The organism is Streptomyces albus subsp. albus (assembly GCF_000719865.1).
Classification (GTDB): Bacteria; Actinomycetota; Actinomycetes; order Streptomycetales; family Streptomycetaceae; genus Streptomyces; species Streptomyces albus_E.
The window spans coordinates 20223-34833 of the sequence record NZ_JOID01000028.1; the positions used below are offsets into that span (position 1 = coordinate 20223).

The following is a 14611-nucleotide window of genomic DNA, read 5'->3' on the forward strand; positions in this document are numbered from 1 at the left end:
CAGGCACGCAGTCGAACCACGGCCCGTCCCCGGCGCGCGGTTACCGCGCGGTGGACGGTGCCGCCGCGTCGACGGCCTTCACGATGCGCTTGTCGGAGACCGGATACGCCGTGCCCAGCGCGTGCGCGAAGTAGCTGACCCGCAGTTCCTCGATCATCCAGCGGATCTTCCGCGCCTCCGGCGGCACCGGGCGGCCCGGCGGGAACTGCTCCAGCAGCCAGGCGTATTCGTCCCGCATCTCGTGGACCTTCGCCATCCGGCTGCGGTCCCGCTCGGCGTTCACCGGCATCTGCTGGAGCCGGCGGTCCGCCGCCACGAGATAGCGCATCAGGTCCGGCAGCCGCCCCACCCCGTGCTCCGTGACGAAGCCCGGCTTGATCAGTTCCGCCAGTTGCTCCCTGACGTCCGCGACCGAGGTGAGGAGCGCCGACGACGTGGTGGACCGCAGCCGCTGCTCGCACGCGTGCCACGCGGCCAGCACCTCGCGGACCTTGCGGACGGCGTCCATCGTGGCGTCCACGAGATCGGCCCGTACGGCGTCGTACAGCTTGCGGAAGCTCTCCTCGTCCCAGGCCGGGCCGCCGCGGGCGGCGATGAGGCGGTCGGCGGCGGCGGTCACGCAGTCGTCGAAGAGGGCCTGGACACTGCCGTGCGGATTGCGGGAGAGCGCCAGCTTCTGCTGGTTGGAGAGCTGGTTCTGGGCGAACTTCGCGGGGTTGACCGGGATGCCCAGCAGGATCAGCCGGCGGGTGCCCCGCCACATCGCCTCGGTTTGCTCCCACTCGGTGTCGAAGAGCCGTACGGCCACCGACTCGCCCTCGTCCACCAGCGCGGGATACGCCTTGACGGGCTGTCCGGCCCGCCGGGTCTCGAACGTGTGCGGCAGGGTGCCCAGCGTCCAGGAGGTGAGCCCGGTGCGCTGGACCGGCCCGGCCGGGGCACCCGCGGGCCGCTCGCCGCCCGTGGACGGCTTCTCGAAGGACTGGTCGAAGGCCTTGCTGATCGCCGCCTGCGTCTTGGGCTTGAGGCGGAGTTTGAGCGCGTCGAGGTCCTTGTCCTCGGCGATCTTGCGGCGGCGCTCGTCCACCACCCGGAAGGTGATCTTGAGATGGTCCGGGACCTTGGAGAGATCCCAGTCCTCCGGGTCGATCCGGACGCCGACCATCCGCTGGAGTTCCCGGCCGAGGGCCGCCGTCAGCGGCTCCGGCCCGGGAACGGCGGCGGCCAGGAAACGCTTCGCGTAGTTCGGCGCCGGCACGTAGTTGCGGCGTACGGGCTTGGGGAGGGAACGGATCAGTTCGGTGACCAGCTCCTCCCGCAGTCCCGGAATCTGCCAGTCGAAGCCCTCCGGGGTGACCTGGTTGAGCACCTGGAGCGGGACGTGGACGGTGACGCCGTCCGCGTCGGCACCCGGCTCGAACTGGTACGTCACGCGGAACTTGAGCTTGCCCTGCCGCCAGGAGTCCGGGTAGTCGTCCTTGGAGACGCCCTCCGCCCGCTCGTTGATGAGCATCGACTTCTCGAAGTCGAGCAGCTCCGGCTCCTCGCGGCGCTTCTTCTTCCACCAGGAGTCGAAGTGCGCGCCGGAGACGACGTCTTCGGGCAGCCGCTGGTCGTAGAAGTCGAACAGCGTCTCGTCGTCCACGAGGATGTCGCGGCGGCGGGCGCGGTGCTCCAGCTCCTCGACCTCGCTCAGCAGCTTGCGGTTGTCGTGGAAGAACTGGTGGTGCGTCCGCCAGTCGCCCTCGACCAGGGCATGGCGGATGAAGAGCTCACGCGAGGTCTCCGGGTCGATGCGCCCGTAGTTGACCTTCCGCTGGGCGACGATCGGCACGCCGTAGAGCGTCACCCGCTCATACGCCATCACCGCCGCCTGCTTCTGCTCCCAGTGCGGTTCGCTGTAGTTGCGCTTCACCAGATGCTGCGCGAGCGGCTCGACCCACTCCGGCTCGATCCTCGCGTTGACCCGCGCCCACAGCCGGGACGTCTCCACCAGCTCGGCCGACATGATCCAGCGCGGCGGCTTCTTGAAGAGGGCGGAGCCGGGGAAGACCGCGAACTTGGCGCTCCGCGCGCCCAGATACTCGTTCTTCGCCTCGGTGTCCTTGAGCCCGATGTGCGAGAGGAGACCGGCGAGCAGGGAGGTGTGGACGCGGTCGGCGGGCGCGTCTGGCTCGTCCCCGGCGCCGGTGTGGATGCCCATGCCGCGAGCCACCTGCCGGAGCTGGGTGTAGATGTCCTGCCACTCCCGTATCCGCAGGTAGTTCAGGAACTCGTTGCGGCACATCCGGCGGAACGCGGAGGAGGACAGCTCCTTCTGCCGCTCCCGCACATAGCGCCAGAGGTTGAGGAAGGCGAGGAAGTCGGAGGTCTCGTCGCGGAAGCGGGCGTGCTGCTGGTCGGCCTGCTGCTGCTTCTCGGCCGGGCGTTCGCGCGGGTCCTGGATGGAGAGGGCCGCCGCGATCACCATGACCTCGCGGACACAGCCGTTCCGGTCGGCTTCGAGGACCATCCGGGCCAGCCGCGGGTCCACGGGCAGCTGGGAGAGCTTGCGGCCGGTCTGGGTGAGCCGCTTGCCCGCGTCCCGCGCGGAGCCCGAAGCCCCCTTCTGCCCGGTGGAGAAGGCTCCCAGTTCTTCCAGGAGCTGCACGCCGTCCTTGATGTTGCGGCGGTCCGGCGGATCGATGAACGGGAAGCGCTCGATGTCGCCGAGCCCGGCCGCGGTCATCTGGAGGATGACGGAGGCGAGGTTGGTGCGGAGGATCTCGGCGTCCGTGAACTCCGGGCGGGAGAGGAAGTCCTCCTCGGAGTAGAGCCGGACGCAGATGCCGTCGGCCGTCCGGCCGCAGCGGCCCTTGCGCTGGTTGGCGCTGGCCTGCGAGATCCGCTCGATCGGCAGCCGCTGCACCTTGGTGCGGTGGCTGTAGCGGGAGATGCGGGCCGTGCCCGGGTCGATGACGTAGCGGATGCCGGGAACGGTGAGGGAGGTCTCGGCGACGTTCGTGGCCAGGACGATGCGGCGGCCGGGGTGGCGCTGGAACACCCGGTGCTGCTCCGCGTGCGAGAGGCGGGCGTAGAGCGGCAGGATCTCGGTGGAGCGCAGGTTCCGCTTGCCCAGGGCGTCCGCCGTGTCGCGGATCTCCCGCTCGCCGGAGAGGAAGACGAGGATGTCGCCGGGGCCCTCGGCCTGCAGTTCGTCGACGGCGTCGCAGATGGCGGTCACCTGGTCGCGGTCGCTCTCCTCGGACCCCTCCTCCAGGAGCGGGCGGTAGCGCACCTCGACGGGATAGGTGCGGCCGGAGACCTCGACGATGGGGGCGGCGCCCTCGTTCGCCTTCCCGTCCTCGCCGTTGCCGTCGTGGGCGCCGGGAGTGGTGCCGGTGGCTCCGGGGGTGCGGAAGTGGCGGGCGAAGCGTTCCGGGTCGATCGTGGCGGAGGTGATGACGATCTTGAGGTCGGGACGCTTCGGCAGCAGCGCGGCGAGGTAGCCCAGGATGAAGTCGATGTTGAGGCTGCGCTCGTGTGCCTCGTCGATGATGATCGTGTCGTACTGGCGCAGCTCGCGGTCCGTCTGGATCTCGGCGAGCAGGATGCCGTCCGTCATCAGCTTGACGTGTGTGGCGGGGCTCACCTGATCGGTGAACCGGACCTTCCAGCCGACCGCCTCGCCCAGCGGTGTGTTCAGCTCCTCCGCCACCCGCTCGGCGACCGTGCGGGCCGCGATGCGGCGCGGCTGGGTGTGCCCGATGAGACCGCGGACCCCGCGGCCCAGCTCCAGGCAGATCTTGGGGATCTGAGTGGTCTTGCCGGAGCCGGTCTCACCGGCGACGATCACCACCTGGTGGTCGCGGATCGCCGCCAGGATCTCGTCCTTCTTCTGGCTGACCGGCAGTGCTTCCGGATACGTCACGGCCGGCACGCCGGCGCGCCGCCGCGCCACGCGCTCCTCGGCCTGCTCTATCTCGGCCGTGATCTCGTCCAGCACCGCCTGCCGGGCCTCGGGCTTGCGGATGCGGCGGGCACCGTCGAGGCGCCGCCCCAGCCGGTGCTCGTCACGCAGCATCAGCTCGCACAGCCGGGCCTGGAGGGCGGCGACAGCGGGGGAGGGGGAAGTAGACATACCGAGCCCAGGATCTCACCTCGCGGAAACAACTGGCGAACGAGTTACGCGCGCGGCCTGCCGGGGGTCCCGGCCGGTGGCGGTGGGGGGTTCGGCGCCCGTGTCCGTGTCCGTGCTGGTCGCCGGGTCCGGACGGGATGGGCTCCGGTCCATCCATCCATCCGTCCGTCCCGTCGCGCCGGCCGGAGGTTACGATGCCTGGAGTCCACCCCTCCGGAAGGCCCCCTGTGATCAGCAGCCCCACCGCGCACAGCCGCCGCTTCGCGGCCGGCGCGGTCGCCGGTGCGCTGATGGCCGTTCTCGTGGCGCTGTTCTGCCTGCCGGGCCGGGCGGCACCCGCCGTCGCGACGGGCGGTACCGGCGTCGCAGCCGTGGCGCACGGCTTCCCGGTGGCGGACCAGGGCTCCGCGGCGGCGGAGAAGCCGGGGGGTGACGGGTCCGGGGCCGAACAGCCGTCCGGGCGGGCGCTCACGGTGCCCGGGAGTGCCGACCGGGCCGGGACACCGCTGTCGTGGGCGTCGGACGACGACGGTTCGCCGCACTGCAAGCGTCCGCAGGACCGGGGTACCGACCCCGCCGTGCCGGCGAGCACCGTCTCCGCCCACGACCAGTGCCCCGCCCTGGGCGCGCGCCTCGCGTACGCCGAGGGGGACGGAGCCGAGGCGCTCCGCGGGCTGCCCGACGCCCGCGGTCCGACGACCTCCCCCGCCACTCCTGTGACGCTGTCGGTCCTGCTGCGGGTCTAGATGCCGCCGGCCGGTGCCGACCGCCCGTAGCGCCACCGCGCCAGGGCCTCCCGCCGCGCGCTCGCCGCGTGCTCCGGGCCGTCTTCCGCCGCGCGCCCCGCGCACGGCTTCCGCACCGGTCTCCGTATCCCCGGCATCCGCCGTCCCCGGACAGGAGAAGACCGTGAAGGACCCCCGAACCACCGTGCGGCTGGCGCTGCGCGCCCCCGCCCTCTGGCCGCCCGCCCGCTGGGGCGCCGCCCTGGCCGCGGCCGTGCTGACCGCGCTGGCGGCCGGCCTGCCCACCGCCGTCATCCCGAATCCCGTCTTCGGCCGGACCGTGCCGACCACCTGGTGGGCCTACCCGGTGCTCGCCGTCACCGCCGTCCTCGGCGGTCTGCTGCTCGCGACCTACGTACGCATCGGTGCCGAACGCGGGAGCGAGCCGCCGGAGCCGGACGGACGGGAGCGCCGGCGCCGCCGGCTGGGCACGGCCGGCGGGCTGCTGTCGTTCCTTGCCGTCGGCTGCCCTGTGTGCAACAAGGTCGTCCTGCTGCTGCTCGGGACCTCCGGGGCGATGACGGTCTGGGCGCCGGTCCAGCCGGTGCTGGCCGTCGCCTCGGTCGTGCTGCTGGCCGTGGCGACCGCGCAGCGGCTGGCGGGCGAGGTCGCCTGCGGGTCGGTGCCGGGCGCCGTCCCCGTGGGAGCGGCGGCAGCGTCCGGGATGCCGGGCACGGCAGCCGCACCGGACACGCGGGACACCCCGCTCGGCTGACCGGACCCGGTCGCAGGACGCACGACAGGGCGACAGAGCGACAGGGCGTACGGCACGGCGCCGCAGGCGGGGCGCACTTGGGGCGCACCGCGACGGCGCGAACCGCGCGCCGACCGGGCCGGCCGCACCGTCCGTCGGTGCCGTTCGTCCGGCTGCGTCCGGCTCCCGCCCGGGAGCGCGCCCGTCCCGCAGGGCTCGCGCGCATCGGCCGGGCCTCCGCGGGTTGCCTCGCCGCTCGCCGCTCGCCCCCTCGTCCTTCTTCCCCGTCCCCTTCACCCCCTCGTCCCTTCATCCCAGGCACGTACGCGCACAGGCCACGCCACTGACGTGGGCCGGCGCCGTGCCGCTCCCCAGGAGAGATCTCCATGGCCTCCAACGGCAACAAGTCCACCCCCGGCCCCTCCCCGGCCGGCCGCAAGAACCGCGGCATCGTGATCGGCGCCGTGGTGCTGGTCGCCGCCCTGGTGCTCGGCGTCCTCTCGGCTTTCGCGACGGGCGGTGGTTCGTCCGACGACACCCCGGCCGTGACGGTCGAGACGCCCGGCGAGGGCTCGGCCGACCCCAACGCCGACACCTACGCCCAGCTCGCGGAGCTCGCCCGCCGCGACAAGGACGACAAGCTGGCGATGGGCCGCGCGGACGCCCCCGTCGTCCTGATCGAATACGCCGACTTCAAGTGCCCCTTCTGCGGCAAGTTCGCGCGCGACACCGAGCCCGAACTGGTGAAGCGTTACGTCGACAAGGGCGTGCTGCGCATCGAGTGGCGCAACCTCGTGGTCTTCGGCGAGGACTCCGCGCAGGCGGCCTACGCGAGCTGGGCGGCCGGGCAGCAGGGCCGCTTCTGGCAGTTCCACGAGGTGGCGTTCTCGGAAGAGGACAACATGAAGAAGGGCTACTCGAAGGAGCGCCTCGACGCGATCGCCAAGAAGGCCGGCGTCAAGGACATGGACCGCTTCCACACCGACATGGAGAGCTACGCGGCCAAGCAGTCGGTGGAGAAGGACCAGGAGGAGGCCTACGGCATCGGGGCCACCAGCACGCCGTCCTTCCTGGTCAACGGCAAGCCGATCGCCGGAGCGCAGCCGACGGAGGTCTTCGCCGAGGCCATTGAGGCGGCGGCGAAGCAGGCGGAGACCGAGGGCTCGGACAAGTGACCGACATCGGCTATCTCGCGGCCTTCCTCGGCGGATTGCTGGCGCTGCTCAGCCCGTGCAGCGCGCTGCTGCTGCCCGCGTTCTTCGCCTATTCGATCGACAGCACCTCGCGCCTCGTCGCCCGTACCGGCATCTTCTACTTGGGCCTGGCGACGACCCTGGTGCCGCTCGGCGTCGGCGGCTCGTACGCGGGACGCCTGTTCTACGGGCACCGCGATCTGCTCGTCGCCCTCAGCGGCTGGCTGATCATCGCGCTGGGCGTCGCGCAGATCCTCGGACTGGGCTTCGCCTCGCGCCGCCTCCAGGAGGCGTCCGGCCGCATCCGCCCGACGAGCGCCGCGAAGGTCTACGCCCTCGGCACGGTCTACGGCCTGGCGGGCTTCTGCGCGGGCCCGATCCTCGGCAGTGTGCTGACGGTCGCCGCGGTGAGCGGCAACCCCGTCTACGGAGGCGTGCTGCTCGCGGCGTACGCGCTGGGCATGGCCGTACCGCTGTTCGTCCTGGCCCTGCTCTGGGACCGCTTCGAACTGGGGCGGAAGGGCTGGCTGCGCGGGCGTACCATCCGCGTGGGCCGGCTGGAGCTGCACACCACGTCGCTGCTCTCCGGGCTGTTCTTCATCGCACTCGGCACGATGTTCCTGGTGTTCGACGGCACGACGGCACTGCCCGGACTGCTCAGTGTGGACGGCTCGTTCGAGGCGGAGCGCTGGGCCCAGCGAGTGGGCGCGGCCGTACCGGACTGGGCGCTGCTCGGCCTGCTGGCGGCGGCGGGCGCGGGCATCGCGCTGCTCGCCGTACGGCGGGGACGGCGCGGCGCGGACGACGATCCGGCCGGTGCGGAGGGGACGCCGTCCACGTCCCCGGGGAAGGCGCCCGCCGACGGCCGGCGCTGACGGGCGGCCGCGACGCCGGGGCGGCCGTATGACCAGGCGGCCGCGACGCCGGCGGACGCCGCCGCACGACGGGCCCGCGGAGGAACTCCCTCCGCGGGCCCCGCCGTGCCGCACGGGGCCCCGCAGGCCCCGTCCCGCACCGTCCGTCCGCAGCGCGGGGCCGTTTCCATGGCCCCGGCCCGGCAGGTCCGACAGGATGGCGCACGGCGGGGCAGCCGGCACAGACAAGGAGAGACGGTGGCGGACACACATCACCGGACCGTGGCCTGGGACGAAGCGCGGTGGCTCAACCACCCGCCGCAGGCGGCCCCGGACGGCACGGGCGCGCTCGTCGTGACCACGGGGGCCCGCAGCGACTTCTGGCGCCGCACGAGCTACGGCTACATCCGCGACGACGGCCACGCCCTGCTGACGGAGTTCCCCCAGGGCGGGGCGATCGAAGTGACCTTCGAAGCCGACTTCACCCACCTGTACGACCAGGCCGGACTGATGATCCGCGTCGACGAGACGAACTGGGTCAAGGCGGGGATCGAGTACACCGACGGCGCCCCGCATCTGGGCGCCGTCGTGACCCGCGAGGTATCGGACTGGTCGCAGTCGCCGGTGCCGGAGTGGGCGGGCAAGCCGGTCACCGTCCGGGCCAGCCGCGCGGGCGACGCCCTGACGCTGCGCGCCCGGTCCGCCGGCGGTCCGTGGCGGATGTTCCGGCTGGTGCCCCTGCCCCCGGAGGCCGTGGCGACGGCGGGCCCCTTCTGCTGCTCACCGGAGCGCGAGGGGCTCACCGTACGGTTCACCGGTTTCACCACGAGCCCGGCGGACACGGACCTGCACGGGACGGCGTAACGCCCGGGAACGGCGAAGGCCCCGACGGCACCCTCGAACCCGAGGGCCGTCGGGGCCTTGCGGCCGTGTCGAAGGCGCTGCCGAAGTCCGGGCCGCCGGCACCGCTTCACTGATGGTCGGGACCGGCACCGGGGCTCATGGCGGGCTGTGCGGGATGGCTGCCACCGGAGCCGTGGCGTTCGGCGAGCAGCCGCTTGCGATGGCCTCTGCGGCGGAAAGCGGTGACGAGGGCGATGGCGGCGCCGACGCCGATGCCGAGCACCGGGAGAAGGATGGCCAGTACCAGCCGGCCTCCGAACGTGACGAAGCCCCCGGGGTCCCCGATGGCGTACCGGGACGGCCCTCCTTGAGAGGAGCAGGTGACCTTGTAGTCGCCTGCCCGCGGCACGTCGATGGTGTACAGCGGGTTCCAGGTCTCGTCGCGGGTGAGGAACAGGTCGATTCCCGGACCGGTGAGACCGGGGTCGCCCGGACCGGTGATGTCGCACGCCTGGGCGGATGACGGACCCCGACCCCTGATCCAGATCGCCTTCTCGTGTTCCGGATCGAGCCGCAGGGTGACGGTGTCGCCGTTGGCGAACTGGTTGTCCGTATCCACCGCGTTGACCACGTTCTTGAACCCGTGCATTCCGAGGGCCACGCCCAGCACGATCAGCAGGACGGAGATCGCGGCCGCCGTTGCGTACCAGTGACGGCCGGGCCGGAGCTCGTTCGCCGGTATCCGCGGCGACGGAGAGGGCTGCATCGACACAACCTAGATCATCCGTGTGCTCGGGTGCGGGCACTGCCCGTCACACTGCCGTCGGAACGGCACGAAGAAGCCCCCGCCGAATGATCTCGGCGGGGGCTTCGCCCTGGTGGGCGGTTGTGGCTGGGGCCGGGGTCGAACCGGCGACCTTCCGCTTTTCAGGCCGTGTCTGGGCCGGGGGCAAGCTGATCGCGGGGCGTGCTGGCACCCTCGGCTGACTGGGGTTGTGCGCTGCTGTTGGCGTATGGGTTGGCGTACGAGCTTCTCTGGCACGGCGGGCCGTCTGGCAGCAAGTCGTCCCGCTGGGAGGTAGGTCGTACGACCCGGAAGGCGCTACTCTGGAAAGGCATTGCGTACGCAATACGTATGCGAGGTCGTATCTCGCGGCCAGTGTGAGTGCACAACAAGCGGCGCCCTGCCGCCGGGTTAGGAACGACAGGGCGCCAATCGGTAGGACCGTGTTGAGTACGGCCCTGGGTTGCCCCCCAGGGCCGCTCTGCGGCTACAGGCTGAGTACCTTCGCCACTGCTTGGCCGAGTCTCGTGCCGATCTCTGTTGCAAAACTGACGCTCAGCGCCATCGCAACAGCCTCGACGAGCTTGCTCAACCTTCCACGATCCTGCCGACCCTCGATGCTTTCAGGGTCGGACATGCATCACCTCTTCTTGGCCAGTCGTGCATCCGCCAAGGCGCCCACTGAGTAGTGGACACCCGGTCGGAGGCACACCGGCTTGTGTGAGGTGTCAGGCCGGTCTCGGGGCTACGGCCCGAGACCGTCGAACATGCCTCAGTCTAGGCCCCGTTGAAGGGTCGGCTGCACGGCGTAACCACAACCCACAGCTAGGTGACGGCGCATGTGGTGGAAAAGCTGGTGGCTGCACGCTGCTCCTGTCTCCGACCCGTGGTGTTGGTCACAGGACAAGTTCGGCGTTTCCGCCCCTTTCCACCTGCACTACCGGCGGCCCGTCACCGGTGACGAGCCCGGCCGTGCGCTGGTAGAGGGCTCCGGACCGGCGGTGTGGCAGGTCCACCGTCCGGACGTGCTGGAATCCGCAACGTTCGTAGTACTGACCAAGCTTCTCGTTCGTCTTCCAGGCGTCCACGCGGAACCAGTGCTTGCCGACCTCACGGGCTTTGACCGATGCCCAGTCGAGTAGGGCGCTGCCGACACGTTCCCCGTGAGCGGCCGGAAGCACGATGATTCGGTGGCCGTAGAGAGCATCGTTCGGCTTGTCTTCGTCAGTCCAGAACTCGGGGTCCGCGGACTCATCAAGGGTGATCGTGCCGAGGTAGGTCTCACCTCTGTGAGCGATGTACGCGGTCCCCTGCCTCACGTCGCGCGAGATCTTGTCCGTGTCCGGCGGGTACTGCCACTGGTCCGACCCCTGCGCCTTGAGCCACTGCGACGCCTCGCGCCACATGGAGGCGATCGTCTCTACCTCGGATGGCTCCGCCGGCCGAACGATGATGCTCTCAACCACGCTTGGGGCCTCCCAGCTCGTAACGGAGCACGTTGCGGTCGGTCGGCATGGCGGTGACCGTGACGCGTACGGGCTTCTCGTCATCGGTGTACCCGGTGCGGGTGCGGATGAGGAGAGGAACGCCCGGTTCTAGCTGAAGTTCGTTCACCTGCTCCGGGTTCGGCATGGCCGCTGTGACGTCATCGACGTAACGGGTCTGGACGTATCCCATGGAGGCCATGTAGGCGATGACGCCTTGCTGAATGTCGCCCGGCTCCGCGATCGGCGTGCCCTTCACCACCTCGTACGCGTAGTACGAGTCTTCCGAAGACCACGGTTGGTCGTCCACGAAGCGGAGTCGCCGACGCACGAGCACGAGTGCGTCCGGCTCAAGTTCGAGCCGACTGGCGATGTGCGGTTCCGCTCGCTCGATGCTCACGGAGATTCGCTGACTGGGGTTCCGCCCCTGCTCCCGGATGTCCTGGACCCATGCGTCCACGCCTGCCGAGATACGGCGGTCGTGGTCCTCGGAGCGGGAAGCGTTGTAGACCAGGACATCCGGCCGGCGCACCGTGTAGCCGCGCCCCTGACTGGCCACGATCAGGCCCTCTGCGACGAGCCGCTGTAGGCCTAGGCGGACCGTGTTGCGTGACGCCGAGTAGGTCTCGCAGAGCGCACGTTCACTCGGCAGCTTGCTGCCCGGCTCGTACTCACCAGCGGCGATCTTCGCCCTGAGTGTGTCGGCCAGTTGCGCGTACAGGGGGCGCGAAGCAGTAGTCATGCGTCCATCCTGCCCCACTGGGGCAACTGGTCCCAACAAGTTGAGCCAAAGTCCTTGACGCCCCCCAGTTCCGGGGTGCAGCATGCTGAGCAACTGGTTGGTACCAGCAGGGCCACAAGGTCCAGCAGTGCCACGGTGGGGCGGCTAGCCGTACCCAGCGCCCGGAGGGCCCCGTGAAACGGGTTCGAAGGAAGCGCCAGTTCTTTGACAACTCCATGGGGATCACGCCGCCTCTCCTCGGCCAAGTAGGCGGCCACGCGGGTTCCGACCCCGCGTGAAGTACAGCGCGATTTCGACCTCTCCGCCGCGCCTCGGTGCGCGGCGGCCGGTTGCCTCCTCCGCCCGTCCGGCCCTGGTGGTCGTACGGGCGGGGTCGAGGGGAGCCGGAACTTCCCAACCACCCCGAGGGGGACCCATGTTGACCACCGTGATTGCCGTTCTCGGCACTCTGGCCGGCGCGCTCGTCTCCGGCCTGCTGCAACACCGCGCGGCCCGCAGCGACCGGGCCGACGCCCGAGGCGAGCAGTTGCGCCGGGACCGAATGGACGCCGTGACGGCCCTGGCCGTCGCCGTCTCCGACCACCGCCGCTCGATGTGGAACCGCCGCAACGCCGAACTGACCGGCGCCCCGGCCGCTCGCATCGAGGAGCTGCGCGATGAAGCGCACCGCACCCGCAGCGCCATCACCGACCCCGCCGTTCGCCTCCGCCTCCTCATCGCTGACGAGGCGGTGCGGGCGGCGGCCGTGGAAGCGACGGAAGCCACCTACCGGATGCGGGACGCGGCCGATGTGGCCGGGCTCCAGTCCATGCGCCGGGCCGCTCTGAGCGCGCACGACGACTTCGTGAACGTCGCGGGCGCCTACCTGACCTGACCACTCCTTCGACGGCGCGCGGCCCCGGTGCTGGAACACCGGGGCCGCTGTTCGGGCCGTTTTACCCCTACGAGAGGACACCACGACCCATGCAGTACATCGGTGCACGTCAGGCGGTTGTTACCGCCACCCCTTCCAGGCTGGCCGAGCCGGAGCCGACCGGCGCGGAACTGGACGCGATCGAGCAGGAGCTTCCGCTGATCCTGGCGGAGGTCGAGCTGCTGGACGCGCAGATCACCGCCCTGGACCACATCCCCTGCGAGCTGGACGCCCGGCGCATCCGCCGGGCCCGCCGCCGCGTGCTCGCCGCCCGCCGGGCCCTGACCAACCACACGACCGGCACCGCCGGGGGTGCGGCGTGAACGCCAAGACCGTTCTGCCCGCCGTGGCGATGACGGCCGTGTCCATGGTCCTCACCCTCGCGGTGGTGGTGATGTGGCTCGGCACTGCGGTGCCGTGGCCCGTCGCCCTGGTCGTCGGTCTGGGCATCGACGGCGGATGGCTGGCCACCCTGGCCTATGAGCGCCGTCTCGCCGCGCAGGGCGACCACAGCCGGGCGGTGACCGCCGTCGGCTGGTCCTTCGGCCTGATCGCGGCCGGGGTCCTGGTGGCGCACGCGCTCACCGCTGAGGAGTCGGCCGGCGCGTGGCTGGCGGTGGCCTGGCTGCCGATCGCGGCCAAAGCGCTGTGGCTGGTGCACGGCCTGTGGGAGCGCACCGCGCTCACCCCGGCCGCCCTCGGGGCGATCCGCGGTATCCAGCAGGAAGCACGCGATGAGGCGGCCGTTTCCCGCGCCCGGCTGCGGGCGGAAGCCGCCACCGAGGAGACGCGGCTGACCGCCGTGACCGAGGCGGGGGCGCGTGTAGCGCGGGTGCAGGCGAAGACCGCTCAGGAGCTGTCGCGGGCGTGGTCGACGCTGGAGACGGCCCGGGACGGTGAGGACACCGGCCGGGCGCTGACCAGCGTGACGCGGTGCGTCACACCCGGCGTCACACCCCGATGGGAGCTCCCGGTGTGGGGCCCGACGGAGCCGGTGGCCGCGCTCCCGCTGGATGCGGGGCCCGCGCTCACCGATGAGGCCCTGGGCACGCTGGTGGACCAGATCCGCCACAGCGAATCCCCGGCCCTGTCCTACCGGGAGATGGCCGCCCGCTTCCGCGCGGCCGGCCACTCGGCCTCTGAGGTCCGGTTGCGAGCCGCGTGGAAGCGCGTGGCCGCGTGATGGGGGCGCTGCCGGTCTTCCGGTGGCGCCTGGCCCCGGACGGATACGCCACCCGCCGACAGCTCCGCGCCTTGGGCTTGCGGCCCGGCGGTCAGGACGTGGCCGCCCAGCTCGAACGCCCTCGTCGACGGCGGGGGCCGCTGGTCGCCTACCTCTACCGCATCGACGCCGCCAAGCCCGTCCGCCCCATGACCCCGGGGCGGGCGGCGGCCCTGGATGCGGCCAACCGCGCACGCCGCACCTGCCCGCAGTGCCGCAGGGATGCCGGATACGTCATCCCCGCCGCCCTCGGGACGTGCAACACCTGCGCCTTCCCCGACCACACCACCGCCGCCTGAGCGGCGGCCCACCTTCTCGGAGACGTTGTGAAGACGAGTGTGAGCACGCACAAGCTGCCCGGGTACGGCTCCACCCTGCGCACCGCCCGCCGCCTCACCGAGCAGGCGGTACGCCTGGTCAACCGCGCGGTACCCGGGCGGATGCCGGACGTGGAGGTGGTGCTGACCACCGAACGCGGCATGGTCGACCTGATGGCCGCCGCCGACATCGCCCTGGCCGGCCACGCCGACCGCCGCGCGCTGAACCGGGCGGTGCGGCAGTCGCGGCGCATGGCCCGTGAGTGCCAGGCCCGCGCCATCCCCAAGCCTGACGGCGGGGTGCTGGTCCTCATCGACGCCGACAAGCACCCCAGTCCGGGCGCGTTCGCCGTGACGGTCGTGCACGAGCTGGTGCATGCCGTCCAGTTCGGCCGCCGGGGCGTGCGCGAGCGGATCGTGCGCGACCTGCGGGACGCCCTCGGCATCGAGCGGCAGACCGGACGCCAGGCCCGCGAGTACGTCCGCCTGCTCAAGCAGGACGAGATGGAGGCGTACGGGTGCGAGCACCTGGCCGACCAACTCATCCCCGGCGCCACCGCCGCAGCAGCCGCGGCCTGACTCACCTTCATCACCGAGTGCTCGGGGCGGCCGTCCCTGCTACGGATACCGGCCGCCCCGGGCCCTTTCATCCCGCCCCCT

General features: G+C 71.5%; 15 protein-coding genes. 10 read left to right on the top strand and 5 right to left on the bottom strand.

All coding sequences use genetic code 11. The features are described 5' to 3' along the window. Positions 1 to 40: 40 nt before the first annotated feature. Positions 41 to 4120, bottom strand: a complete 4080-nt coding sequence (gene hrpA / locus IF83_RS0124470; RefSeq protein WP_030547670.1) for an ATP-dependent RNA helicase HrpA — start codon at positions 4118 to 4120, stop codon at positions 41 to 43. Between the two features lie 227 nt (positions 4121 to 4347). On the opposite strand from hrpA, the gene IF83_RS0124475 reads away from it, so the two are divergent. The 5 genes from IF83_RS0124475 to IF83_RS0124500 all read left to right on the top strand — a co-directional run bounded on the left by IF83_RS0124475 (position 4348) and on the right by IF83_RS0124500 (position 8510). Next, positions 4348 to 4866 carry a hypothetical protein gene (locus tag IF83_RS0124475; protein WP_030547671.1) on the top strand — a complete coding sequence of 173 codons (519 nt, stop codon included), beginning with the start codon at positions 4348 to 4350 and terminating at the stop codon, positions 4864 to 4866. 163 nt (positions 4867 to 5029) lie between these two features. Beyond that, the gene (locus IF83_RS0124485) at positions 5030 to 5620 is read left to right on the top strand and encodes a hypothetical protein (protein ID WP_244177191.1); all 591 of its coding nucleotides are present in this window, start codon (positions 5030 to 5032) and stop codon (positions 5618 to 5620) included. A gap of 365 nt (positions 5621 to 5985) precedes the next feature. After that, the gene (locus tag IF83_RS0124490; protein WP_037681190.1) at positions 5986 to 6774 is read left to right on the top strand and encodes a DsbA family protein; all 789 of its coding nucleotides are present in this window, start codon (positions 5986 to 5988) and stop codon (positions 6772 to 6774) included. Further along, on the top strand, positions 6771 to 7667 hold the full coding sequence (locus IF83_RS0124495) for a cytochrome c biogenesis CcdA family protein (RefSeq protein WP_030547677.1): 897 nt from the start codon (positions 6771 to 6773) through the stop codon (positions 7665 to 7667). Before IF83_RS0124490 ends, IF83_RS0124495 begins: the two co-directional genes overlap by 4 nt. Before the next feature lie 237 nt (positions 7668 to 7904). Beyond that, on the top strand, positions 7905 to 8510 hold the full coding sequence (locus IF83_RS0124500) for a DUF1349 domain-containing protein (protein ID WP_051723315.1): 606 nt from the start codon (positions 7905 to 7907) through the stop codon (positions 8508 to 8510). 106 nt (positions 8511 to 8616) lie between these two features. Here IF83_RS0124500 and IF83_RS0124505 read toward each other — a convergent pair whose 3' ends face one another. The 4 genes from IF83_RS0124505 to IF83_RS0124515 form a co-directional block, all read right to left on the bottom strand. Continuing rightward, positions 8617 to 9255: a hypothetical protein gene (locus IF83_RS0124505; RefSeq protein ID WP_030547681.1), complete on the bottom strand. Its 639-nt coding sequence runs from the start codon at positions 9253 to 9255 to the stop codon at positions 8617 to 8619. A gap of 505 nt (positions 9256 to 9760) precedes the next feature. After that, a complete protein-coding gene (locus IF83_RS33865) occupies positions 9761 to 9910 on the bottom strand; it encodes a hypothetical protein (protein WP_158711102.1) in 150 nt (49 codons plus the stop codon). A gap of 259 nt (positions 9911 to 10169) precedes the next feature. After that, positions 10170 to 10739: a GNAT family N-acetyltransferase gene (locus IF83_RS0124510; protein WP_030547683.1), complete on the bottom strand. Its 570-nt coding sequence runs from the start codon at positions 10737 to 10739 to the stop codon at positions 10170 to 10172. After that, complete coding sequence (locus IF83_RS0124515; protein WP_037681191.1) at positions 10732 to 11499, bottom strand: GntR family transcriptional regulator; 768 nt, start codon at positions 11497 to 11499, stop codon at positions 10732 to 10734. The genes IF83_RS0124510 and IF83_RS0124515 overlap by 8 nt, the downstream gene beginning before the upstream one ends. Before the next feature lie 415 nt (positions 11500 to 11914). Here IF83_RS0124515 and IF83_RS0124520 point away from each other — a divergent pair, with 415 nt between their 5' ends. From IF83_RS0124520 to IF83_RS0124540, 5 genes are all read left to right on the top strand, one after another. Next, positions 11915 to 12373: a hypothetical protein gene (locus tag IF83_RS0124520; protein ID WP_030547687.1), complete on the top strand. Its 459-nt coding sequence runs from the start codon at positions 11915 to 11917 to the stop codon at positions 12371 to 12373. Positions 12374 to 12462: 89 nt separating this feature from the next. Then, entirely contained in the window at positions 12463 to 12735 is a 273-nt protein-coding gene (locus IF83_RS0124525) for a DUF6284 family protein (RefSeq protein ID WP_030547688.1), read from the top strand. Next, positions 12732 to 13595, top strand: a complete 864-nt coding sequence (locus IF83_RS0124530; protein ID WP_030547690.1) for a hypothetical protein — start codon at positions 12732 to 12734, stop codon at positions 13593 to 13595. The genes IF83_RS0124525 and IF83_RS0124530 overlap by 4 nt, the downstream gene beginning before the upstream one ends. Next, positions 13595 to 13933, top strand: coding sequence for an RRQRL motif-containing zinc-binding protein (locus IF83_RS0124535; protein WP_030547692.1), 339 nt, complete (start codon positions 13595 to 13597; stop codon positions 13931 to 13933). The genes IF83_RS0124530 and IF83_RS0124535 overlap by 1 nt, the downstream gene beginning before the upstream one ends. Before the next feature lie 39 nt (positions 13934 to 13972). Then, positions 13973 to 14530, top strand: coding sequence for a hypothetical protein (locus IF83_RS0124540; protein WP_244177192.1), 558 nt, complete (start codon positions 13973 to 13975; stop codon positions 14528 to 14530). Positions 14531 to 14611 lie beyond the last annotated feature (81 nt).

Coding starts and splice junctions, on each gene's coding strand:
- IF83_RS0124515 (WP_037681191.1), bottom strand. CDS start 11,499: ATGACTACTGCTTCGCGCCCCCTGTACGCGCAACTGGCCGACACACTC.
- IF83_RS0124490 (WP_037681190.1), top strand. CDS start 5,986: ATGGCCTCCAACGGCAACAAGTCCACCCCCGGCCCCTCCCCGGCCGGC.
- IF83_RS0124535 (WP_030547692.1), top strand. CDS start 13,595: ATGGGGGCGCTGCCGGTCTTCCGGTGGCGCCTGGCCCCGGACGGATAC.
- IF83_RS33865 (WP_158711102.1), bottom strand. CDS start 9,910: ATGTCCGACCCTGAAAGCATCGAGGGTCGGCAGGATCGTGGAAGGTTG.
- IF83_RS0124505 (WP_030547681.1), bottom strand. CDS start 9,255: ATGCAGCCCTCTCCGTCGCCGCGGATACCGGCGAACGAGCTCCGGCCC.
- IF83_RS0124520 (WP_030547687.1), top strand. CDS start 11,915: ATGTTGACCACCGTGATTGCCGTTCTCGGCACTCTGGCCGGCGCGCTC.
- IF83_RS0124525 (WP_030547688.1), top strand. CDS start 12,463: ATGCAGTACATCGGTGCACGTCAGGCGGTTGTTACCGCCACCCCTTCC.
- hrpA (WP_030547670.1), bottom strand. CDS start 4,120: ATGTCTACTTCCCCCTCCCCCGCTGTCGCCGCCCTCCAGGCCCGGCTG.